Annotated in this window: 13 protein-coding genes and 1 pseudogene; 3 read left to right on the forward strand and 11 right to left on the reverse strand. The window is 44.6% G+C overall.

The genetic code is table 11. The features are described 5' to 3' along the window. Positions 1–44 precede the first annotated feature (44 nt). From B3763_RS10585 to B3763_RS10600, 4 genes are all read right to left on the reverse strand, one after another. Positions 45–500: an outer membrane insertion C- signal gene (locus B3763_RS10585; protein ID WP_189629531.1), complete on the reverse strand. Its 456-nt coding sequence runs from the start codon at positions 498–500 to the stop codon at positions 45–47. Positions 501–513: 13 nt separating this feature from the next. Then, complete coding sequence (locus B3763_RS10590; protein ID WP_189629530.1) at positions 514–945, reverse strand: hypothetical protein; 432 nt, start codon at positions 943–945, stop codon at positions 514–516. 42 nt (positions 946–987) lie between these two features. Beyond that, positions 988–12,189: an Ig-like domain-containing protein gene (locus tag B3763_RS10595; protein ID WP_286746315.1), complete on the reverse strand. Its 11,202-nt coding sequence runs from the start codon at positions 12,187–12,189 to the stop codon at positions 988–990. Between the two features lie 236 nt (positions 12,190–12,425). Then, entirely contained in the window at positions 12,426–13,010 is a 585-nt protein-coding gene (locus B3763_RS10600; protein WP_286746317.1) for a phage tail protein, read from the reverse strand. Between the two features lie 266 nt (positions 13,011–13,276). On the opposite strand from B3763_RS10600, the gene B3763_RS10605 reads away from it, so the two are divergent. Then, positions 13,277–13,951, forward strand: a complete 675-nt coding sequence (locus tag B3763_RS10605; RefSeq protein ID WP_286746319.1) for an aspartyl/asparaginyl beta-hydroxylase domain-containing protein — start codon at positions 13,277–13,279, stop codon at positions 13,949–13,951. Positions 13,952–13,959: 8 nt separating this feature from the next. On the opposite strand, the gene B3763_RS10610 is transcribed toward B3763_RS10605, so the two are convergent. Then, positions 13,960–15,054: an ABC transporter substrate-binding protein gene (locus B3763_RS10610; RefSeq protein WP_189629526.1), complete on the reverse strand. Its 1,095-nt coding sequence runs from the start codon at positions 15,052–15,054 to the stop codon at positions 13,960–13,962. 130 nt (positions 15,055–15,184) lie between these two features. On the opposite strand from B3763_RS10610, the gene B3763_RS10615 reads away from it, so the two are divergent. Next, the gene (locus B3763_RS10615; RefSeq protein WP_286746321.1) at positions 15,185–16,951 is read left to right on the forward strand and encodes a tetratricopeptide repeat protein; all 1,767 of its coding nucleotides are present in this window, start codon (positions 15,185–15,187) and stop codon (positions 16,949–16,951) included. A gap of 27 nt (positions 16,952–16,978) precedes the next feature. Further along, positions 16,979–17,695, forward strand: a complete 717-nt coding sequence (locus B3763_RS10620; protein ID WP_286746322.1) for an aspartyl/asparaginyl beta-hydroxylase domain-containing protein — start codon at positions 16,979–16,981, stop codon at positions 17,693–17,695. Between the two features lie 160 nt (positions 17,696–17,855). On the opposite strand, the gene B3763_RS10625 is transcribed toward B3763_RS10620, so the two are convergent. From B3763_RS10625 to B3763_RS10650, 6 genes and pseudogenes are all read right to left on the reverse strand, one after another. Next, positions 17,856–18,368 carry a hypothetical protein gene (locus tag B3763_RS10625; RefSeq protein WP_189629523.1) on the reverse strand — a complete coding sequence of 171 codons (513 nt, stop codon included), beginning with the start codon at positions 18,366–18,368 and terminating at the stop codon, positions 17,856–17,858. A gap of 67 nt (positions 18,369–18,435) precedes the next feature. Then, complete coding sequence (locus B3763_RS10630; RefSeq protein WP_286746324.1) at positions 18,436–21,675, reverse strand: S41 family peptidase; 3,240 nt, start codon at positions 21,673–21,675, stop codon at positions 18,436–18,438. Positions 21,676–21,805: 130 nt separating this feature from the next. Continuing rightward, the gene (locus B3763_RS10635; protein ID WP_286746326.1) at positions 21,806–22,417 is read right to left on the reverse strand and encodes a chemotaxis protein; all 612 of its coding nucleotides are present in this window, start codon (positions 22,415–22,417) and stop codon (positions 21,806–21,808) included. A gap of 259 nt (positions 22,418–22,676) precedes the next feature. After that, positions 22,677–23,069, reverse strand: a complete 393-nt coding sequence (locus B3763_RS10640; RefSeq protein ID WP_286746328.1) for an HIT family protein — start codon at positions 23,067–23,069, stop codon at positions 22,677–22,679. Between the two features lie 9 nt (positions 23,070–23,078). Continuing rightward, positions 23,079–23,555 carry a transcription elongation factor GreA gene (greA, locus tag B3763_RS10645; protein ID WP_189629519.1) on the reverse strand — a complete coding sequence of 159 codons (477 nt, stop codon included), beginning with the start codon at positions 23,553–23,555 and terminating at the stop codon, positions 23,079–23,081. Positions 23,556–23,681: 126 nt separating this feature from the next. Continuing rightward, positions 23,682–23,890: pseudogene (locus tag B3763_RS10650) on the reverse strand (phosphoglycerate dehydrogenase); the annotation flags it as partial.

Here is a 23,890-nt window from a genome sequence, read left to right on the forward strand (position 1 = left end):
GTAAGCCTGGGTTTTGTAATGTTCTTACTATTAAGTAATCTCCTTTATCTGGAGAACACAAACCGTAGATTCAATCCAAATCCATCTACGTTAAAATCTGTTTCGTCTATTAATCGGAAGCCCGGTCTCCAGTCCATTCCTAAAACCAGCGGTACGTCTCTGAACTGGTATTCGATACCAATTTCGCCCACAGCACCTAAGGAAAAGTCATCTCCAATGCCCAAAAATGGCCCTGCCCCTACATACCAGAAGAAGGTTTCTCCTTCTGCTTCAAAAGGTTTATAGAGAAAGTCCCATAGGGCATCTATACCTAATACATCATTGCTCAACGATAGATCGGCATGTATTCGGCTAAACTGACCTGAAGAGAATACTGCGTCTACAGCAAAATCACCGGCAGTAACGTTTCCGAAACGAACACCAAGCTCCTGGCCTTGTGCAGTCAGAGAGCCTGCTGTAAGTAATGCAACCAGTACGAATAGTCTTCTCACGAGTTTCATCTTACCTTTTTAATTATTTCTCTACCGTAATTACATACTCACCCGCCAGGCCGGCACGTACCGGCCCATTCGATTTAGTAAAACTGAATACAAATTTACTCAGAGATAAACTCTGAATAGTGATTTGCTTTCCATCATCTAACACTACGGCATTGGCATTGGTATCTGCCCACTCCCAAGTACCACTAGCCCTAAAAAGGTCTCCGGCATTGGTAGTGGTATATGTTCCCTGAGCAAACGATAGTGCGAAGCCCGGGTAATTCGCACTTACATTGCTCCCATCTACCTTAATACTACCGAACTGTCCCAGTGTCCATTGTCCGGCCAGTTTTTCGTAGGTCAGCTCTTGTGCTGTGGGTCCTGTGGGATCGTCATTGTCACAGGAAATACTCAATAAAGCCACCGCGGCTATTAGTATGTAGGTATATATGCGGTTGGTTTTCATCCTTATTCTTTTGCTTTTTGTTTTATGATCTACAGTCTTGGGTTATTTTCTAATCAACACCTTCTTCCTCACGAGTGACTTTTCATTGCTGAACTGTATAATGTACAGGCCACTTTCAAAGCTAGCCACATCAATAGTCAGCTCCGGTTGGTCATAACCTTTCTTCTGAAGTAAACTCACCCCTGATGGATTTATCATTTGAATATCAACAGGTTTTCCGTTTAGTTCACTAAGGTCAATAGTCACCTGTGTAGAAGCAGGGTTCGGGAATACACTAATCTGCTCTTCCTGAATCTGGTCGTTATCTACTCCCGTCACAATTACTCCTTCGCCAGACAAGCCCACTTCAATCACATTGTCTTTGATTCTGCTGGTAATATCGAAGTTGAACACAACTACACCTTGATATACTCTGGCCTCTCTTGGTCTGAAGACAGCAGTAATTGGTTTGGTTTCACCCGGCCCTACCTGCACTGAACCAGGAGTAATACTGAAGCCTTGAGAGGAGCTAATTACCCTAACCTCAGTGGCAGCATCTCCATTGTTGGTCACCGTCCAGCTCTTGGTGCTGCTCAGACCAAGTATGGTAGCATCGAATACGCCATCTCCTTCAACTACAATAATTGCTTCAGGTTCGTTGGTGACGGTTATGGTAAGTACTTTTTCAAAAGTTCCATTGAATCCATCATCTGCCTTCACTCGAATGCTATAGCTGGCCTTGGTTTCAAAGTCGAACACCACATTGGTCTTTAATGTATTGCCACTTATAGTGAAGGCTGCATTATCTGTATCGCCCGTACCAGAAACAAGGGTATAGGAATGAGAATCTCCGGCATCGGCATCGGTACTGGTTAATGTACCTATAGTGGCTCCTACCGCATTGTTCTCCTGAATACTGGTTGCTGAAAGTGTAATGTTGGTTGGAGCAAAGTTGGTCGTGTAAACCTGACCTTCGAATGCAGCCGCCAACTCATTGCCGGCCTCATCTTTAATTGTTCCATCTGCTTTCGCATTCAACTTCAGGGTACCTTCACCATTAAGACCCTGGATAGTTACCGTATAGGTTTTGTTATCTGTTGTAGTTACGGTTCCTACAGTAGCTACTGCAGTTCCTGTGGCAACTACTTCGAAGTCTGTGGCATCTACACCGTTTACTACTTCACTAAAGGTAACGGTGTATTTTCTGCTGGTTGTTCCTGTTGGTATTTGATCGGCTTCGGCTCTCGAAATGCTGCTCACCTGTGGAGCAGTTCCATCGAAGGTAGTACTCACCGTATTGGCCGATGCCGCACTGGTATTACCAGCCTGATCGTTAACTGTTCCGGCAGGAATAGCAACGCTCACCGTACCATCGGCAGCAGGAGTGATAGTTACTCTCCAAACAGAACCGGCTGTAACTACTTCCAGATTAGACGCTACTCCGTTGGTCACAGTAAGGTCGGTAAGCTCAAAGCCTGTTACCGGCTCATCGTAAGTTACAGTGGTTGAGAAGGCCGCATTGGTTAAAGTTCCGGCAGAAGTACTTAGTGTAGGAATAGCTCTGATTCCGTCTACCAGTATGGCTGCGGTTGACCCTACATTGTTCAGTCCTGTAATGGCATCTACATTGAACTCATCCTTCATGGTTGCCCCATTGAGATCAATTGAGCTTGCCAGAGCAATACCATCTGTATCAAGGTCACCTTCGGTTATTGTATAACGGAAGGTGGCTGTGGTAGCTGCAGACACAGTACCTACAAGGTTTGCCTTCACTGTTTTCGAACCAATGGTTACATCGATACTTGGTGTGCCAGTAATTGTTATTGGCAAACTGAAGGTGGCCTGGAAGTCCAGTTCATCACCTATACCATAGATATCAGCCGTTGGTACTGACACGCTCGTTACTACTGATGCTGCTACGGTTGTAAATGTCCATGACGTATTATTGCTTATACCTGCATAGGCATTCTCAAAATTGTCTTCGAAAGCCCCGGCATCTATCATTACATAGAACTCTGTCGATGGTGGTAACAAAGCATTGTCAGGATTAATAGTAATGACTCCACCTGTTATGCTCACTTTGTTGCTGTTTACATCGATAGTTTCTAGCACACTATTGTCGCTGCTTTTCTTAATGGTAATAGAGCCTGTACCTTTCACCATTGACTCATCGAATGTGAGTACCAGGTTTTGGTTTGGCAACACATCTACTTCATTGTCTGCCGGTGAGAGAGTTGGTGCTGAAATTCTACTCTTCATTTCAGTTTGACTGGTTGCAGCCACACCCTCATTATTGCTATCGTCAGTGAGTGTTACACTCACCGTAAGCACACCATCGTTGAGACCCGACAGGTCGGCAACCAAAATCTGCTCATCGGCAGAAGTTATGGTTCCACTACCGGTTACCGCTGTTCCTCCTTCACTGGAAGTTATGCTGTAGTTATAAGTTGTTCCTACTTCTGCATCGGCAAAAGTGATGGTACTGGTTGTCAACTCGGTAGAGTTAATCAGGCCATCGTCAAAACTTATGGTATAACCTGCAGGTGCGGTGTTATCATCGTCATCTAAAATGGTTACAGTAGCAACATCGCTCACATCTACGGCTAGCGAAGTAGCTGCCAAACCAGACATGGATATAGTTAAGGTTTCGGTGTCTTCTTCCACTCCATCGTCTACCGGTGTCAGCGTAAAGGTCTGAGTTTCCCCTGCCGTACCATTAAAGGTCAGTGTTTGAGAAACAATAGCCTGATAGTCATCTCCTACCAGAGCTGTAACATCTGCTGTACTCACATTGATGGTAAAGCCTCCATCTACCGGGTTATCCAGGGTAGCGGTAAGGGTAATATCTCCTTCTCCTTCAATTGCTTGTACATCTTCTATGGTCACCGCAGCCTGATCGTCATTGGTAATGGTAACGGTCGCTCCATCGGTTACATCAATATCGCTTGTAGAAACCGTATTGGCTATCAGGTTATTCATTAGCACCTGAATTGTCTCATTGGCCTCTAGCTTGTTGTCTGAACCTAAAGTAATGGTAACGGTCTTGGTTTCACCGGCCGTACCTACAAAGGTAATGGTCTGGTCAACCACAGCAGTATAATCATTATCGGCAATGGTTGCTGTTCCATCTACGGTTGACACGTCAACGCTGAATCCTCCGTCTACGGCTTTGTCAAGTACAAGTGAAACGGTCGTGCTTCCATCGTCTTCATCAGCGCTCACATCGGCAATTGTTACAGTGGCCTGGTCATCATCCATAATGGTATAGGTGTGCACCGTATTGGCTCCAAGTATGGAGTTGGTTGGATTAGACAGTGTAATGATCACCGTCTCGTCCAGCTCAACTATTTCATCGTTCACTATTCCGGCTATCGCAATATTCTCACTTGTGCTATTGGCTGCAAAAGTAAGCGTACCACTGGCCAATGTGTAATCGGTTCCATTGGTTGCTGTACCGGTTACCGTGTAATCTACAGTAATGGTATTGGAGCTGGCCAAATCATTGTTCACCACAATGCTGGCAGAGCCTACAGATTCTAAACCAGACGAGGTAGTTGTAGCAAAAGAAATTACTGGTGTATCATCATCTTCTGTAACTACAGATACGGTCTGATCTGCCAAAGCGTCAAAGTCGTCATCACTGCTGGCATCGTCTACAGACAAGGTAATTGTCGTGGTTTGATCTCCATCCAGATCCGAATCGTCTTCTCCGGTAATGGTTACTGTTTGTGGAGTATACCAGTTAGTCGGAGTAAAGGTAATGGATGAGGCATCGACCGTGGCCTCACCGGTATCACCACTAGTAATATTTATCACCACGTTGCTGGCCGGCTCTGCGGTAAGCACCACGGTAAAGTCATCGGTAGTACCTACTTCTGAAACGGATGCTGTGGTTTTAGACAAAGTAAAGCCTGCTACATCATCATCGGTATTATCTACCGAAACCGTTTTATCTCCCAGCGCATCGAAATTATCGTCACTGTTATTGTCGTCTATTGACAGGGTGATATTAAAGGTCTGTGTTCCATCAATAATATCATCATCAACTCCTGTAACGGTAACGGTCTGAGGCGTATCCCAATCTGAAGGAGTAAAGGTCAATGTCGATGAGCTTACTGTCCCTTCGCCTGTGTCTCCACTGCTTACGTTGATTACTACATCGCTGCCCGGACGAGCATCCAATACAACTGTAAAGGTATCTTCTCCTCCGGCTTCTGTAACAGAAGTACCACCATCTGTTTCGGTTACTGTAAATCCTGGAGTTATCTCGGAAATGGTTGGCACATTTACTTCGCCAGACACATTGCCTGCGGCATCTACTGCCTGAACTACAAAGTTATTGTCAGAGTCTGCCGTTAAATTCACAGAGAAACTCCACGAACCTCCCGATACTGTGGCACTTCCTAAAGAGGTGCTGTTGTCGGCCGATCCGTCATTATCCACATCGGCATAGGCATGAACCGTTACTCCATCTTCTGCATGCGTTCCACTAATTGTTTGCGCAGCAGCGTCTACTGTTATTGCCATAGAAGGCGTAGTAACTATTGGCTCAGCCGGATTGGTGCTATCTTCTATTATGGTTGGCACATCTACATCGGACGAGATATTACCTGCGGCATCCATGGCTCGAACCACAAAGTTATTGGCTTGATCTGCCGTAAGGCTTACATTTAAACTCCATGCATTGCCACTTACTGTAGCATTGCCCAATGAGGTTGCGTTATCTGCCACACCATCGTTGTTGGCATCGGCATAGGCATGAATAGTAACTCCATCTTCTGAGTGTGTTCCACTAATTGTTTGGTTATCGGCATTTACCGTAGCCGATGTAGTAGTTACAATAGGGTCTGCCGGAGCAACATTGTCTACCAACACAGCCGAAGTATTAGGCAAGGTTGGTAAAGTGCTATTCAGGGCATTGCGAGCCGCATCTTCAACCCCCAGGTCACCTACATTGAATGAGCTAATTTCTATACCATCAGAATCGTTTTCGCCACCAACAGTGAAAGACAATACCCAGGTATCCGTTCCATTTCCTGAAGAATAGAAGGCACTTCTTGGGGTTCCTCCTACATTGACAACTAAGTGAGGAGGTTCACACGAGCTACCTTCATCAAAGTTAACCGCCTCGCTAAAGGTTACCGTAAACTCTAAATTGTCACCTGATTTGTACGATCCGTCAGCCGGTGCGGTAATGGAGACAATTGTTGGCAAGCTAACATCATAAGTTACTTCTGTTGAGCTAACAGTTGTAGCCGTATTGCCCGCCTCATCTGTTCCATCAAAGCTGATGGTATATACAGAACCATCTACCAAAGTAGGAGCATTTGTGAGAGCTGCTATTCCTCGCACTCCGGCACTTAACTCACCACCTGTCAGATTCACTACATGAGGAGAGCTGGCATCGGCCGTTCCCCCTGTTCTTGTAAAGGTGATTGTTCCTGAAGCCAGGGTCTCAGAAAGGGTGTAGCCTACTCTGGCATGGTTAACCGTGCTACCCGAACTTGGGCTCACAGCACTGAATACCGGAGAACTACTATCGAAGGTAACTGATGAACTGCTTACTGTGGTAGCTGAATTACCCGCAGCATCCGTTCCATTGAATGAGATGGTGTATACCGCCCCATCCACTAGGTTCGGAGCATTGGTCAATGCCGATAGGGCGCGTACTCCGGCATCCAATTCATTACCTGTCAAGGTCACGACATGCGGAGAATTGCCATCGGCTGTTCCTGAAGTTCTGGTGAATGTCACTGTTCCTGAAGCTAGAGCTTCTGAAAGGGTATAACCTACATTGGCATTATTGACTCTACCACCTGTAGCCGGACTAACAGCGCTAAACACCGGAGCTACTCCATCGACCCCTATAGCCTTGTTTGCACCAAGCGAATTGGCCTCTCCCGGAGTTGGTAGGGTAAGTGTAGCATTGTTGCCCACTGCATCGGCAATAGTACCGGAGTTTAAGCTCAATGAATTGACGTTTACATAATCCAAGTCACTGTTCTGATCGCCAGACTGTACTGTATAATTAAAGCTCAATGTGCTGGTGCCTGTACCTGCAGTGTAATCTACAGTGCGATCTGTTGTACCAGTCTCCAGAGTGATTTGAGGAGTGCCGGTTACGGTTACAGCCTCGCTAAAGGTTACGGTTACGACCACAATATCGCCCACTTTGTAAGTACCATCGGCTGTGGTTGAAGACACACTGGTTACAGTTGGAGGCACTGCATCAATCACTATGGCCTTGTTTGCACCAAGTGAATTGGCCTCTCCAGGAGTTGGTAGGGTAAGTGTGGCATTGTTGCCCACTGCATCGGTAATAGTACCGGAGTTTAAGCTCAACGAATTGACGTTTACATAATCCAAGTCACTGTTCTGATCGCCAGACTGTACTGTATAATTAAAGCTCAATGTGCTGGTACCTGTGCCCGTAGTATAATCTACGGTGCGATCGGGTGTACCAGTCTCCAGAGTAATTTGAGGGGTGCCGGTCACGGTTACAGCCTCGCTAAAGGTTACCGTTACGACCACAATATCGCCCACTTTGTAGGTACCATCGGCTGTGGTTGAAGATACGCTAGTAACGGTTGGAGCTGTAAGGTCTATGGTATAAGTTTCTTCCGATCCTATGACACCGGCAAAAGCATTGCTTGAATTATCAACAATATTCTGCCCTCCAGCAAAACCGAGGTCTACTGTTCCTTCAGCATCTATATTACCCACTGTTACATCAAAGACTGAGTTGGCCGTTTCGGTCGATACTCCAGTTACTGAGGCCGAACCACCACCGGTTACGGCAAAGTCTGTCGCGTCTACGTTCTGAACATCTTCATTGAATGTAACACGGAATGTGACGCTGCTTGCATTAGTAGAGGCAGTTGCAGGGCTCTGGCGCACAATTGAAGTTACTGTTGGGGCCGCCTGATCATTAAGAGTGGCTGTATTGTTAGCGGTTTGATCGGCAGCACCTGCACGTCCATTAATATCAAAAACCTCATTAGCTTGAAGATCTACCTCAATGGTTTCGGCTCCATCAGGTGTACCCGTAAGACTGAAGAATATTCTTACCGTAGTTTCACCGCCTGTCAAAGCCGAAGCTGAACCTTCTGTAGGGCTATCGTTTTGCTTCACACTGGATATTACCGGAGTGGTTGCCGTTCCACCAGAAATTTTCAAGTCAAAATCAGCTGGTGTAAGTCCTCCACCTCCACAGTTGTCTTCATAAACAGCTTCGTTGAAGGTCACATCGATGTAAGAATTATCTGCTGCCAGACTTACTCCGGTAATGAATGGGTCAACCAGGTCATTCAACGTTCTGGTATTGTTGCTCTGGCTGGCAGCCGCAGCATTACCTAGTACGTCAAAGACAGAACTTCCATCAGCGAAGTTAACTGTAATGGTCTCTCCACCATCTGCCACTCCTGTGGTTGTAAAGTTCACTCTTATATTGCTTTCACCACCAACCAGATCAGAAGTACCGTTCAATTGCTTGAGGCTGGTTATTACTGGCGTATGCGCGGATCCTCCACTAATTGAAAGCTGAATATCTGAAGGCTCCAATGCACCAGTTCCGCCATTGGTACTGTACATACCTTCAGTTGCGAATATTTCTATAAAGGTGTTTTCGTTATGAAGTCCGAGGCTGGTAATGGCCGGGCCTGATGCATCATTGGCCGCTCCAATTGTAGCGGCTGCACGAGTAAAGTCGGCTGTATCATCATCTGTATCGGTTCCATTAGGGCTTCTTTGCACCGACTCATCGCTCACAGAAGAAGCATTACCGGTAGGGGCTTCGCCTCCTGCTCCTCCCAGTTTTACCTGATCTACTGTGGCTCCGCTAGGATCTTTAAGAATTATCTGAACATCGTTATTCAAAAGGCCGGAACCATCGGGGTTACCTAATACCAGGAAGTCTCCAAACTGTGTGCTGTTGAACGTTCCTGAACCGGACGAGATGTAATTAGAAACATCAAAGGCTCCGTTGCTGGTCAAATCACCCGTAATGTCCGAACCATCAATAAGCTCTATAGTCCAACCGGTTAAATCAATACCTGTACTCTTAATATATAACTCTACCCACTCATCGTCTGAGCCAGGCACTCCACTTGCAGTTGAAGCAAAGTTTGTAGAACTCCAGTCTCGCTGAGGATCTGTAACCACCTCATTAATCACTACATTTACAGTGCTAAAACTAAGGGTAGAAGAGCTCGAAATACCGACAAAATCATTTCCGGCATCATCATCTAATGCCGATGCATCTATTTCTATATGATAGTTTGTTCCTTTTTTTAAGGTACCTGAAGGGTTTAAAGTAACAGTAGCACCTGAAACACTAACCAATGAACCATTGGTAACGTCCAACTGCTCAAAGTTACCCACACCGGTTTCAACGATTGTAATATTACCAGTGCCTACAACCATATTGTCGTCAAATGTAATGGTAAGGTTCTGGCCTAAATTAACATTGGTTGCTCCGTTTGCAGGCGAACTACTCTGAATAGTGGGCGCAGTTACATCGGCTGTGGTTACGTTTACGAGGGTTGGCGATGCCTGAAGGTTTGGTGTGCCTTCATCGTCTCTGGCTACCACATATACATCGTAGGCGGTCTCTGACGTTAGACCTGTTACGCTAAAGGCATTGGTAAAGCCTCCCGAGTTTACGGTGGCATTACCCGAGGTTACGGCTGCTGCTCCGCCATTTCCGGTGCCGCTAACCACCTCTGCAGAGGTAGGAGCGGTAGCTCCGTCTAGTAGAACCACATAAAAAATATCTCCCGCTTCATCTATATCTGTATTCAAAGTAAAGCTGGTGCCTCCTACCGATGAAGCATTGGGTGTGCTGTTTTCAAAAATTGGGGCTGTGCCATCTGCGGTAGTGAAATTCAAGGTGGTAGCATCGGTGATACCTGTGTAACTGTTGCCAGCAATATCATCTATGGCCGTTGCTGCTATTCTAACGGAATAATTTTCCAACTCATCCAAGTCTGAAGATGGATTAATGGTCAGAACATTTCCGCTAATTGAGGCCTGAGAACCAGGGTTTGCAGCATCGATAGTAAATGAATTAGAACCATCGGTTTCGTCAATCACTTCTATGTTACCTGTACCAAAGGCTATATTCTCATTGAAAGTCAGGGTAATATTGCCACCGGGGCTTACTCCTGTAGCATCGTCTGTTGGGCTGCTTGAACTCAATGTTGGTGCAGAGGTGTCGACAACCACTGATAATGCTGCAGAAGATGAACTCTCATTGCCTGCTCCATCGGTAGCAGTAACCGTGATATTATGTGTACCCTCAGAGAGAGTCCCGGTTATGATATAGCTGTAACTCCCCCCCACATTGGTGGTGGTAGTTCCTACCAAACCATTAATTGAAGAGGTAATTTTAATGGTAACGCCAGCTTCTATTCCTATTCCACTAAATCTCGGTTGGGTTACTGAGGTTATATTGTCTGTATTAGAAGTTCCCGAGTCAAAGGCTGCAACCAGATCAGGAGCGCCTGGTGTTGTCGGTGCTTCTGTGTCTACTGTGTGGGTAGCCCCTGAAGTAAACCCACCACTAATGACATTTCCTGAACCATCTTGAATACCCGTCCCACTAGACTTTAGATCTATACTGATTGTTCCTGTACCGGAAATAGACCCCACTGACACGGTATAGGTAGCTCCGCTACCACTCATTCCCGTAATGTTACCCGTAACTCCAGAGCCATCTACTGTAAAATCAGTTGCATCAACGCCAGAAACATTTTCGCTAAAGTTTACTGTAAAAGAAACACTAGTAGCGTTGGTAGCTGGCGAACCGCTTACAGTAATGCTACTTACACTTGGCGCAGTTACATCAGCTGTGGTTACGTTTACCAAGGTTGGTGATGCCTGAAGGTTTGGTGAGCCCTCATCGTCTCTGGCTACCACATACACATCGTAGGCAGTCTCTGACGTCAGGCCGGTTACACTAAAGGCGTTAGTAAAGCCTCCAGAATTTACGGTAGCATTGCCAGAGGTTACAGCTGCTGCTCCGCCATTTCCGGTGCCGCTCACCACCTCTGCAGAGGTAGGTGCGGTAGCTCCGTCTGCTAGAACCACATAGAAAATATCTCCTGCCTCATCTATATCCGTATTCAAAGTAAAGCTGGTGCCTCCTATCGATGAAGCACTCGGTGTGCTATTCTCAAAGACTGGCGCGGTATCATCCAGCCCTGTTCCCTGAATAGTAAAATTATAGGGGTTTTCATCTGCATCATCGTTCGCAATGCTTATCTCAGCCGTACGCAGGCCCACTGCACTAGGGTTAAACGTTACTTGAAAAGTGGTAGACCCTGAGGCACTTATTGGGTCTGAACCCGGTTGGCTCGATACTGTAAAATCAGCCGAATGTGTACCGCTGATGGTTACATTTGGAGAACCAGTCAGGTCTAAATCACCGGTACCCGTGTTTTGAATTGTAAATGTTCTCACAATATTGGCTCCGCTACTCGCACCTGTAGAACCAAAATCCGTATGATCTGCTGTGGATGGTGTATTGTCTCCATCCGTTATATCTTGCCCATTTCCCTGGACGTTGATTTCGGGAGCAGCAGTAGAAAAAGTACTACCCGTAAACTCATCAGGTACTGAACCTGGAAAAGAGAAAGACCCGAAAGTCCAATTAGAACTATTATTCACTGCCGCAGCTACCGCAGCTAATGTGCCATTAAATACAGTTGTTCCTGTATATCTACCCTCCATTGGGGAGGTAGACCGAACCATTGCTGTTGTTCCACTGCTAAGCCCTGTTCCGGTTAGATTACCATTGGTAGTTGACCCAACAAACGCCAAGAAAACCGGTGATGCATCAGCCCTGGTACCAGCAACAGCATAAATTTGATCGACCCCTCCATCACTTGTATTGAAGCCGGAATAATCGACATCATTTTCAAATATGGTACCTAAAGTTGCGCTAATTCCAAGGTCATTATCATCAGCATCCGTAATGTCAATAATTGTCCCTTTAGCTATAGTGGAGCCTGTATTATTAGTCCACTGCAACTCCCCCTCACCGGATTGCCCCGACCAATTCCCACTGGTGTTTGGTTCTTTATCAATAAAACTAATTACGGTACCATTGGGACAGTCATCAAGCAAAAGGAAAGAAAAACCATCATCTGAATCATGATATGCCACAAAAACAATATCGCCTGCAGCATCAATTGCTCCGTTGTCGTTTTGGGCAAAGGATGCATTGAGGCCGATGAGCGAAAATACGATAGCCAGAAGTTTTTTCATTGGATATAAAAGGTGTTTTGGTTGTTGGTGAAGTAATTAGAGTCGATTGTAGTCATACCTCCAAATCTAATAAGAATACCTAAATGAGATGATAAAAAAGTAGGAAGCTCACTTAAATCAAGTAATTATACCTAGTCCTCCTGCGGGTAATTACTCATCTCATACCTACGTCAATTTAAGCAAGACAAGGCCTCTGCCAAAAGAGACAGAGGCCTTAAGATAGTATTTCAATCAGATTAATTTCTTGAAGGAAATGTTCCAAACAAAGCTATGATGTAGTAGATGGCCAGGTAGGGCTGCATATTACTAAACGGCTGACTACCCCCTGTTAAACCCACAGTTGGCGCCCCCCCAAATTGAACACTCACACTTCCACCATTGTAGAAAGAATTTGAACTTGACGCAGATGAAAAGTTATCATTCCCCGTGTTGGCCAGCACACCTTTAGAAGGATCACTTTCATCTTCACTACCCGAATCGGAATTTACAGGAATTGGCACTATACCAGTAACACTATCCATACTCGCCAAGTGGTTGTGCGAAGGCATATTCAATACCGATAACTGAGTGTTTGCTGTGCCGCCTCTTTGCCCTAGTCTGTAAGTTGGTAATCCAGGACCTGTCCCAGGGCCAATTGGCACTCTGCCCCTTAAATCGGGCAAGGCAAAGGTGGTTCTTCCATCTCCGCCATAGGTAGTCCCTAAGATTGAAAAAAGTGCAGTATTGGATGAAATAGCCATTAACTGCCCCTCACAAAAAGCCCATCCGCGGGGAGCAAAATTGCCCGCAAAAAGCATAACTTGACCTATAAAAGGTTCCATAGTATTTAATGTTTACTGTTGAAAAAAAATTTTGATTAAGTAAACGAATTAAATCAAGAGTTCCTAAAATGATTTTGCCATTGGTTAGATTCGGCAGATAAATACTAATTGGCCCTATCGTTGATAACTTTTGGTAAACCAGGTAATTCCCTGGCTCTTTAAATTGGCATGAAGACTTTCAACCATCTCTAGTTTTTATTGGTATCAACATGCCATATATTCGTTGGAATTCTAACCAACCCAATACGCAGAACAATTAAACACACATGACATCTATTAAGCTACCCTTCAGGTTCAACTCATCTCTACTGAAACAAGAGGTCGATTCAATCGACCGAGAACTTTACCACGATATTTACAACCCTTTCGTAGATCGTGACATGCTTTTTTCACTTCACCTCGTAACTCCTGACTTAAAGAGTGGAGGGTTTATACCGAATGAGCTTTTAACTAAGTTTCCCGAGTTATTCAAAATATATAACAGCATTAAGTCTGATAAGGAAACGTACCGAATTCACATACTCAGGTCCGGAGGTGTAATTAGAAGACATAGAGACATAGCCAGAAATTATGAAAACGGTGTTTTTCGAATTCATATTCCGGTTTCACACCCTAATGGAATGCTTACTCTATTGAATGACAAACCCGTGGACTGGCAGGAAGGAGAATGCTGGTATCTGGATTTAGACATGCCTCATGAGATAAGAAATGAAAGTGACCATGATAGAATACATATAGTAATGGATTGTGTAAGAAATGCCTGGTGGGACAATATTTTTTCTCAGGCCAACTACACCCCTTCATTTGGTACCGGGTATTCGAGAATGCAAAAAGAAGAACTTCAAGAAATGAAGCAGCTCTTAATAAATATGAATTCCAGCGCCAATGAACTGGTCATTGCCCAAATTGAACAAGAACTAAAGAATAGAGAAAGCGCATAGCGTTAGAGCTACAACCCAAGGTATGGGTTGAACCAACCGGAATCGACCATATTGGAATGGGGAATATTGAGCTCATGAAGGGCTGCTGTTCTTAGTTGCCGGCCAAGGGTACTTTGGGTGGAAGCTACTTTACCCTTATATAAATGTTCAACCAAATGAATCACACTTTCTTCTCCTCTCAGAGCTTTGGACGGAACAAAACTTCCTCTGGAAGAATTTATTTCAATACCCGAAAGCTGTAAAACTCCTCCCCCATCACGACTAGCACCCAACAACACCCCAGACTCATAACCAAGGGCTTCAAAAACATCTCCATTAAACCAGTTTACCTCTTGCGGCTGCGAAGCTCCCATGGTAAGTGTAGTGGAATATACTTTAAACGCCTCTTCGGGCTCAAAAGATAGGTCTCTAAGTAGATAAGGCAGCCCAAGCAAAGGCACTTTTTGGTGGAGTTTTCTATTAATAAAACCTTCCATAAACAGCCGCGCCTCCTCCCCACAAAATGCAGCAATAAGAAAGTCGGGAGAATCTTTTTCTATGTAATCGAGTACTACTGACGGGTCTGAAAGATTGTCTACTCCCTGAGGAAGTCTTGTTACGGCAAAAGACCACTTGGAATCAGGGTTGGCCTTTTTCATGCCAAGATCCATTGCTTTGGTGAAATTATAGGCCATATCATATACTCCACCTACTAGCATTCCTTTTGAACCAAACTTCTCAGTGCCCCAATATCCTAAGCTCCACATTTGCTGCCAGATATGATCTGAGTTAATAAATACATTATTGGGCAGGTCTTTTAGCTCTGGCAAATGACCTCCCAAATTATTCACCACAATAGGAACTCCAGCCGACTCGAATACTTTTGAACAAAAAGCCAGAGTTTGGTTAGATACAATACCGGTAATGGCATCGACCTCATGAAATTCAGTCATTTTCCTCATGACCTCCTCCACCAATCGAGGGTTTCCGTTGCCAATAAATTCTAACTCCATTTGTTCTATACCCACTTCTTTAGCAGCACGCTTTAGCCCACTTTTAAAACGTTTAGCCATAGGAAGAATAGATGAGCTGGGAAGAAGTACACCAAGGGTAAAATCAGTCATTCGGTATGTATTTGTTTATTGAATAGTTTGGCATTAAGGTTCCGACAAAACTGTGGAAAAAGAATCCGATTTCAAGTCTTAAGTCAGATTTTTATCTTTTAATTTAGAAATCCTAAAAAAACGAAACTACATGAATGCACACAATACAATGCATGAAGATCTGGAAAAAGCCTTAAAGCACTTTAACTCCGGCAACCTATCAGAAGCGGAGTCATTACTCAATGAAATTTACCATAAAGAGCCTGACAACATAGATGCCTCATTTTACCTGGGCATTCTTGCTGCTCACAAAGGCAATGCAGAAAAAGCTATTAATCATTGGAAACAGGCTCTGAAGGTTGATGCTAATCATTTTGAGAGTCTCTCCAACCTGGGCTATCTGTATACACAAATCAATGATCTTAAATCGGCCAAAGATTACCTTCTCAAAGCCAGCCGACTAAAACCACAAAGAGAAGAAGTTAGCCTACAACTTGCCCAGGTACACGACATGCTGGGTGAGAAAAGTCAGGCACTGAGTATACTGGAACCCTTGTTGCAAGAAGAGCCGATAATACCTGATGCTTATTTGTATCTGGCCGATTTAAAAGCTAAAGAAGGGAAACTTCAGGAGGCAGAAGCACTACTGAATGAGCTCACCCGTAAAGCTCCTCAAGTTCATCAGTCCCATCTGTACCTTGCCCGGTTATACTCGCTTGCCGGCAGGACTGCGGAAGCAGAAAAGGCCTTTAAAAAAGCGCTCGAACTCGGGCCTCAATTCATGGAAACCACTTTTGAGTATGCCCGGTTTCTCATTTCTAACGGGCAGGGAGCTCAGGGAGCTTCTTTGCTTGATGAAATGGGAAAAACCTATCAGCACAATGTTCAGGTTCAAGTTCAAATGGCGGGTTTGTATGAAGAGTTAGGCAACTTTGAAAAGGCTTTGGAGGCCTATACCAAAGCTTTGGATTTAGCCCCCGGAAACGAGGAAATTAAAAACAAGCGCAGCCAAATATATACCCGTTTCGTTCCTCCCTGGCACATGGAGATGCTCTCAGACCTTGAGCGCAACGAGGCATACCAAAAGGCTATAGAATCGGTGGTAAAAGAAAACTCAGTGGTTCTTGACATTGGTACAGGGAGTGGTATTCTCTCCATGATGGCCGCAAGAGCTGGTGCAAAACATGTATATACCTGCGAGAGTTCGGGTTTACTAGCCGAAGCTGCACTAGACATTTTCAAGAAAAACGGATACTCAGAAAAAATTACGCTCTTTAAAAAATACTCTACGCAAATACCACCGAACGACCTGAAAGAAAAACCAAATGTTATTGTGGCCGAAATATTCGACTCAGGACTACTGGGAGAGCATGCGGTATTTTCATTTAGACATGCCATTGAAGCTTTAGGAGCACCAGGTTGCAAAACTATTCCCCAATCGGCCAATGTAGTTGGCCGCATAATTAGCCTACCGAAACAAAAGCAAATTCATCCCATAAAAGACATCTCGGGCTTCGATTTGTCTCCTTTTAATAAGTTTCGCGTAGCTGAAGCCTATCTGTCTATGAAGCTATCGGCTACGGAGCATGAGTTTATGTCTGATGAAAAGGATTTACTTCATGTGAACTTCGAAAAGCCCTGGCCAACCATTCCGGGCAATCATAGCCAAAGAGTAGAGCTTGAGTTTGAAATAACGCGGAATGACAACATTCATGGTGTGGCCTTTTGGTTCAAACTGAACCTAACCAATGACATATCTATCTCTAGTGCACCAGAGAGAAAGGACAATCACTGGGGGCAAGCCATTGCTTTCTTTGACAAGGAGTTAGCTGGCAAAAAAGGCAATGTTCTTGGACTTACTTTGTGCTATAACGACATCAAAATCTGGTTTGAAAATGCCAGAATAGTCAATGAATAGCCAGCCAGACCAAACCCACAGCGAAGTATGAAGCCAAGTCATCGTTTTTCATTTCGGTTCGACTATAAACCCATACTCAAGGAGTTTCAATCTTTATCCGTTGAGTGCCAGAAACATTTCAATACCGGCTACTATGATGGGGAATGGAGTGGTCTTTCTTTAAGAAAACCAGTTGATGCCCGGCACGAATTGAGTGCCGGAGATCAACAAAGTGATATTTATCAAGACACTGAATATTCCGGCTTAATGAGCTCCACTCAGTCCATACTGGACTACTTCCACTGTGAAAAAACGGCAGTCAGAATTCTCAAATTGACTCCCGGGAGCCATATAAAAGAGCATTCAGACCACAGCCTAAGCTTTTTTGACGGGCTCGTTCGTTTGCATATTCCATTGCAAACCAATCCGCAAATTGAGTTTATTGTTGCAGGAGAAAAATTACCCATGAAAGAGGGGGAATGCTGGTTTGCCAATTTTAATGAGTTGCATAGTGTTTACAATGGCGGCCAAACCGATCGGATTCACTTAGTAATTGACCTGAAGGTAAATGACTGGCTAGCTTCTCTATTCGAAAAAGAAGGCATCATCAGTACAGGAGAAGAAGCACCAGACCCAATGGATAGCCAGCCCAAGTCTGCTAAAATAGAGATGATTAAATCGCTTCTATCCATGAATAGTGAAACTTCTACCGATCTGGCTAAGAAGCTCATTAGCAAATATGGACTTGAGAATGAGATTGCCTGAATAATCCATTATTGAAGTGGGAACTATACATGTGCTCACTGCTTTCATCTGGGAGCAGACCCGCTCCTTAAACAGCTTCTATCGCGATTATTATTTAAAGAATGCAGAATTCAGATAGAATGGCACTGTGAATAGGAAAGCAACGAGTTTAATCTGATTCTTAATCTCTGAGCCACTTCGTAAGCACAGGGAACCCTGCCCTGCCTTTGGCAACCTCCTCTTCGCTTCTGCATAGGCCCATCCATTGCAATAGTGGTAGTGCTATGTAATTCCCAGCCTCAAAGTTTTCTATATACCATTCTGAAGAGTCTTTGTATCCGTTTTCATGAAAAACAATATGAGGATCTAAATCAAGATACCTTAGTGCAGCATAACTCCAAAGTATAGCTGCCGGCTCCAGACTATTAATATTCATTCCCTCCCCCGGCTCCAGGTCTCCGGACGCACATGCTCTTTCTTCGGGTTTCATCAAAGCTAAATGACCTGCCTCATGGAGAAGGTCTCCCGGATAAGTAAGTTTTGACTCATCATAGAGAATTATGCCTTGATCGATGCGAATACCGGGAACAAAGGTTTCACCGGTGAGAATAGCTTCTCGAACAGACAAACCAATTTGCTCAAGAAAGGTGGTGATCTTAAAAATCACCTGACCTCTATCTACCGCAGGTACCATAAAAGCCTTTCTAAAAAATAGTGGTTATGCGTTTGACAATCTAGCCAAACGCATAACCACACACAGATTAATTTCCTACTTCTCTCAACAACGTTTCAATAGCTTTTTCCAGCTGCTCATCTCTACCTCTATCGATTAGGCCCGGCATATTCTTTATTTTGATATCCGGCTCGGTTTGCAGGTTTTCCATCCAGCGGCCGCTCTTATCTTTGGCACTTACCGGAACTACTCCCCAGCGACCACCATTAGGCAGACCTTCCCAACCGGCAAATGAACAGGTACCCGGTACGGGCATACCCAGCGTAGTACCAATTTTAAGATCGGTATAGCCCTGTGCAAAGCAATGACCATCGCTATAGTTCGATTCATTGAACATAGCCAGCGTGGGCTTGGTCCAGCGCGAGGTTGGCTCTCCCCCTACTACTTTGGCAGCCGTGGCATAGGTTATAAATGGCTCTCCGGTAAAGAACATAGCCAGATCGGCAACCAAATCGCCTCCGCCATTAAAGCGGGTATCTACAATTACTCCTTTGGTTTCATAGTATTTGCCCAGCATATCTTCAAATATGCTACGGTAAGGGCCGTCACTCATGCCCGGAATGTGCACATATCCCAACTTTCCGTTGGACTTCTCTTTGACTTCGGCCTCGTTGATACGAACAAACCTTTCATAGAGCAATCCTCTTTCGGCTCCCAGAGAAATGGGCTTCATGGTGATTTCCTGTTTGTTTTCACCCTTGGCATCGGTTATTTCCAGTAGCGTAAACTTATCGGCCTTTCTGTTGAGGTAGGCAGCTATGTCTCGATCGGGAGTAATGGTTTCTCCATCAATTTTCTGGATAATCATTCCCGGTTCTACATTGAATTTGGCCTTATCAAGAGGACCTCCTTCAATTACTTCGGTAATGTGTATGCCATTCCCCTGATGTTTGTAGTCGAAGAAGATGCCCAAAGAGGCTGTTGCATCTGCGTTTTCTATACTGCTACCATAGCGTGCCCCTGAATGCGAAACGTTCAACTCGCCTAACATTTCTGAAAGCATTTCTGAAAACTCATAGCCATTACCAATAGAGGGCAAATACTTTGCGTATTCTTTGCGCATGAGTTCCCAGTCCACACCGTGGTAGGTTGGCTCATAGAAAATGTTTTTAGTACGAATCCACACATGATCAAACATATAGGCTCTCTCGGCCACTTCATCGTAAGTCATTTCGCCTCGAATGGAAATCCCTTCTTGTTTACCACTTTCGGGGTCAATTTTAGAAATCCTACCTCCACTCAACAGGTAGAGATTTTTCATGTCTTTATCCCAGGTCATTGAACCAAAACCGGTATTCAAGCGAATGGCCTGCTTTGTTTCCCTGGTTCTCAGGTTAGTAACCCACAGGTTTTGTCCGGCCTCAAAGCTGGCCAGGTAGTACAGCTTTTCTCCGTCTTTAGAAAGTACTGCATCGCCCAGGTAAGAGGAATGAATGGTAAGCCTTGCCTTGCGCTCTTTCATTCCGTCCCAATCAAACTTCAGGTCTTTACTCTCTTCTTTTCTCGGCTCTTCTTTCTTTTTCTTTTTATCACCATCTTCCTCTTTAGGCTCTTCCTTCTTCTTGGTTTCTTTTTCTATCTCCTGCATGAGCTCATAATCTTCTTTGCTCATATTGAATTGGTCATAGGCCTCCTGAGTAAAGAACATGGTGTATACATCGCTCTGACTTCTGCCGCTGGTAGCCAAACTTTTGAGTCCGTCCCGGTTGCTAAACCATATCATTTGCTTGCCTTCATTTACCCATTTAGGAGACGAATCGTAATAACCGCTTTCTGTAAGGTTAACTCGTTGAGAACCATCGGCAGCCAAAAGCAACACTTCGCTATTGTTCAGCAGCTTGCTCCAGTCTACCAGCAACCATTTGCTGTCCGGGCTCCAGGTAAAATACTTGTCTCCGTCTCTCATGTGAAAGAGGTCGTCCTGTGTAAGCAGGCTCACTTCGTTTCCGGAAGCCACATCTCTAACCACCAAATTTCTTCTGTCTTTTATGTAGGCCAGTTTCTTTCCATCGGGCGAGAAATTAGGCATATAGGCATCTACCTCTCCGCTAATCATGGGCTCTTCCTTCAAAAGAGTAGAAGCAAAAAAGAATGGCTCCTGGGCTTCTCTGATCCGGGTTGACTTAAAAATGCTCCATTTACCGTTGCGCTCTGCGGCATACACTACCGACTTCCCATCTGGGCTGAAAGTAACAAACTGCTCTGCTTCGGGCGTATCGGTAATTCGTTTGGTGAGTGAACCATCTACAGAGGTTACAAACACTTCGCCTCTGGCCACAAAGGCAATCTCTTTTCCGTTGGGAGAAACCGCCATTTCACGAACACCGCCATTAATACTTATAAACTTGTCTTTATTGGTTTTCTCCTGTGTGCGTATGGTCACATTCACTTTCTGAGGCTGCGCGCCTTCGCGCATGGTGTATAACTCTCCGTCATAGCCAAAGGCTAGAGTGCCACCTCCAAAACTCAGGAACCGCACGGGGTGTAAATCGAAAGATGTTAGCTGCTGGCTTTGTGATGGGTTAGCCAGGCTCATTTTATGCACATTGAAAGTTCCACTGGCTTCGCTTAGGTAATAAACTGACTGCTCATCGGCAGAAAAAACAGGTTGCCTGTCTTCGCCTGCTCTATTGGTGAGCATTTTGTGTGTATTTGAAGCTTTGTCGTAAATCCACAAATCTCTTGTTATGGCAGAGGTATGGTGCTTTCTCCACTCGTTTTCACCTCCTTTTTTATCGTGGTAGATCATGGTATTGCCATCCTTACTCACTTGCACATATTCGGCAGGAATGGTAAAGATCTGATCTACTCTTCCTCCTTTTACCGGCACACTGTATAGCTCAGGCTGCGAGCCTGTGGGGTACTGACGGTGCTCCTTTGTATCCATGCGTTGGGCTCCAAAAATCACCGACTGGTCGTCATGTGAAAAAGTAAAGGGGCTCTCATCGTTAGAGTGATAGGTGAGTCTTGTAGCAGGGCCTCCGTTGGCGCTCATCACAAATACATCAAAGTTGCCGTATCGGTCAGATGCAAAGGCAATCTTTTGACCATCACTGCTCCAAACGGGCATATAATCATGCGCTTCGTGAAAAGTTATCTGCCTGGCTTCTCCGCCACCAACCGGCACCACATACAAGTCGCCTTTATAAGTAAAAGCAATTTGCTGACCGTTGGGCGAAATAGACTGGTATCGAATCCACTTTGGCGTTTCCTGGGCATTGAGTGCCAGAAGGGTCAGGGAAAAAAGTAGTGTAAAGAGTTTCTTCATGAATTGAGTTTTTTTAGAAAGCCCAATCTATGAAAACTGCGCTTAAGGAGGAAGAAAGAACTCCACAAGCCCTCATTAAAATCGACCGAAGGTCAATGCAACGTTTGTCTGTACTAAAAACAGCTTCTTATCAGGTATTTTCTTCTTTGTTTCGGGGCTTGTATAGGACAATAATCTGAATGGAGAGACCAATAATTACCAGGGCTATAACTTCCAACTGGGTAAGATAGTCCATGGCATCTACCGATTTAGTGGCCTTCTGTAACTGCCTCTTACCTTCTGCTAACTGTATTTTAGAGAGGGCATAAAGGTCTTTTTCCATGGCATCTATTCTCCCTAAAAATACTGCCTTGGCCTCTTGAGCATTCTTGTTTTTTGAGGCCCAATCGGCTTCCAGCACCCTAAGTTCTTTCATATGGCTGGCAAACGAATCGAGAAAGCCCTTCTCTTCGCGAGTGAGGCGAGTGCCATAAAACTGCTCTACAAACTGACCGATGGAGTCATTGACCATTTTAGACCGACCATTAAAAAAGGCCAAATCATCGCGCAGAATGGCCAGACGTTTTTCCTCAACCAGCAAAGTAAGCTCAAATACCAGGTCTTTGGCTACCAGCCGATCTTCATAAATGGTAACAACCGATTCTTTCACTCGTCTAAAATGCTGCCGATCTACGAGATTAGTCGCTAAAATAAGAAGGAAGACCACCAGCAATCCGGCCGTCCATTTCAATTTGTCTGCCATTGTTTTCATAGGTGAATTTATTTAACCATAGGCCACATAGTCTATGGTAACGCTCATTTATACAGTGCGTACGATTTCTCCAAAAATTGGATTTTGTTCGCACAATTTTAAGCGAAAAGATAAAGGAATCGGCAAAATTCCAAAATCAGATTTTTACCTAACCCGATTATGGAAACAGATGCCGTTTTTTTCTGTACCCCGGCCATACAGCTGTTTGGGTCAAAGAAAGGGGCAGAAAACAGGTTTTGCGCTAAGAAAACTATAGATGAGAGGCTATCTGCTGGCGAATGTCTTCGAATTGCTGGGGAGACAACTTCAGCTTTGGCCGGCCAAAGTCAATATCGTGCATGCCGTGCAGAGGAATAAGGTGTATGTGTGCATGGGGAACCTCAAGGCCCACTACAGCCACCCCCACCCTTAGACAGGGGATAGCTTTTTCTATGGCTTTTGCCACCTGAAAAGTGAAGGCCTGAAGCCTGAGGTAAGTATCTTCATCCAAATCGAACAGCTTGTCTATCTCTTTTTTAGGCACCACTAATGTATGTCCCTCATTGAGCGGGTTAATGTCTAAAAAAGCAATAGCATGATCGTTCTCTGCCACTATGTGGCCCGGAATTTCTCTGTTAATGATTTTGGTGAAGATACTTGCCATTGTAGAAGCTTAGTCTAGCGTTATTTCCAGAATCTCAAATTCCAACTTTCCGGCCGGAGCGTTCACCTCTGCAATTTCACCTACTTTTTTATTGAGCAGGCCTTTACCAATTGGCGACTCATAAGAGATTTTACCCGACTTAAGATCGGCCTCTTTTTCAGAAACCAGGGTATATTTTACGGTCATTCCATTCTTTACGTTTTTAATTTTCACAGTCGAAAGAATGGACACTTTAGAAAGATCTACATCTTCCTGTTTTCTAATTCTGGCATTGCCAACCAGCGTTTCCAGTTCGGCAATTCTCATTTCCATCAGGCCCTGAGCATCTTTAGCGGCATCATACTCGGCATTCTCACTCAGGTCGCCTTTGTCTCGGGCCTCGGCAATTTGCCTTGCCATATCGGCCCTGCCTTTGGTTTTTAGTTCGTGAAGTTCATCTTTCAACTTCTGCAAACCTTCTTCGGTGTAATAACTTACACTTGACATATCTATAATATTTTAGTGTTCACACAAAAAAACAACGGTCTCAAACTGAAACCGCCTTAAACACATAAAATCGCCCTTGAGCGATTGTATAGCTACAAAGTTAGCAAAAATAAGTTAAGTGGAAAGTTAGCGATTCCAGTCGATACGATAGTAACCGGCAATCTTACTCACCAAGACTTCATTGATTCGTTTGTAGGAGGCAAAGGTCCACCCGGCAACATGTGGCGATAGTACTACATTCTTTCGAGCGAACAAGTTCTCAAACCTTTGCTTTTCTTCGGAGGTCAGGGCTTCGAATTTTTCTTTTTCGAGCACATCGAGAGCGGCTCCTAATA

The sequence above is a fragment of the Roseivirga sp. UBA1976 genome (genome assembly GCF_002336325.1).
Classification (GTDB): Bacteria; Bacteroidota; Bacteroidia; order Cytophagales; family Cyclobacteriaceae; genus Roseivirga; species Roseivirga thermotolerans.

Coding starts and splice junctions, on each gene's coding strand:
- B3763_RS10585 (WP_189629531.1), bottom strand. CDS start 500: ATGAAACTCGTGAGAAGACTATTCGTACTGGTTGCATTACTTACAGCA.
- B3763_RS10590 (WP_189629530.1), bottom strand. CDS start 945: ATGAAAACCAACCGCATATATACCTACATACTAATAGCCGCGGTGGCT.
- B3763_RS10595 (WP_286746315.1), bottom strand. CDS start 12,189: ATGAAAAAACTTCTGGCTATCGTATTTTCGCTCATCGGCCTCAATGCA.
- B3763_RS10600 (WP_286746317.1), bottom strand. CDS start 13,010: ATGGAACCTTTTATAGGTCAAGTTATGCTTTTTGCGGGCAATTTTGCT.
- B3763_RS10605 (WP_286746319.1), top strand. CDS start 13,277: ATGACATCTATTAAGCTACCCTTCAGGTTCAACTCATCTCTACTGAAA.
- B3763_RS10610 (WP_189629526.1), bottom strand. CDS start 15,054: ATGACTGATTTTACCCTTGGTGTACTTCTTCCCAGCTCATCTATTCTT.
- B3763_RS10615 (WP_286746321.1), top strand. CDS start 15,185: ATGAATGCACACAATACAATGCATGAAGATCTGGAAAAAGCCTTAAAG.
- B3763_RS10620 (WP_286746322.1), top strand. CDS start 16,979: ATGAAGCCAAGTCATCGTTTTTCATTTCGGTTCGACTATAAACCCATA.
- B3763_RS10625 (WP_189629523.1), bottom strand. CDS start 18,368: ATGGTACCTGCGGTAGATAGAGGTCAGGTGATTTTTAAGATCACCACC.
- B3763_RS10630 (WP_286746324.1), bottom strand. CDS start 21,675: ATGAAGAAACTCTTTACACTACTTTTTTCCCTGACCCTTCTGGCACTC.
- B3763_RS10635 (WP_286746326.1), bottom strand. CDS start 22,417: ATGGCAGACAAATTGAAATGGACGGCCGGATTGCTGGTGGTCTTCCTT.
- B3763_RS10640 (WP_286746328.1), bottom strand. CDS start 23,069: ATGGCAAGTATCTTCACCAAAATCATTAACAGAGAAATTCCGGGCCAC.
- greA (WP_189629519.1), bottom strand. CDS start 23,555: ATGTCAAGTGTAAGTTATTACACCGAAGAAGGTTTGCAGAAGTTGAAA.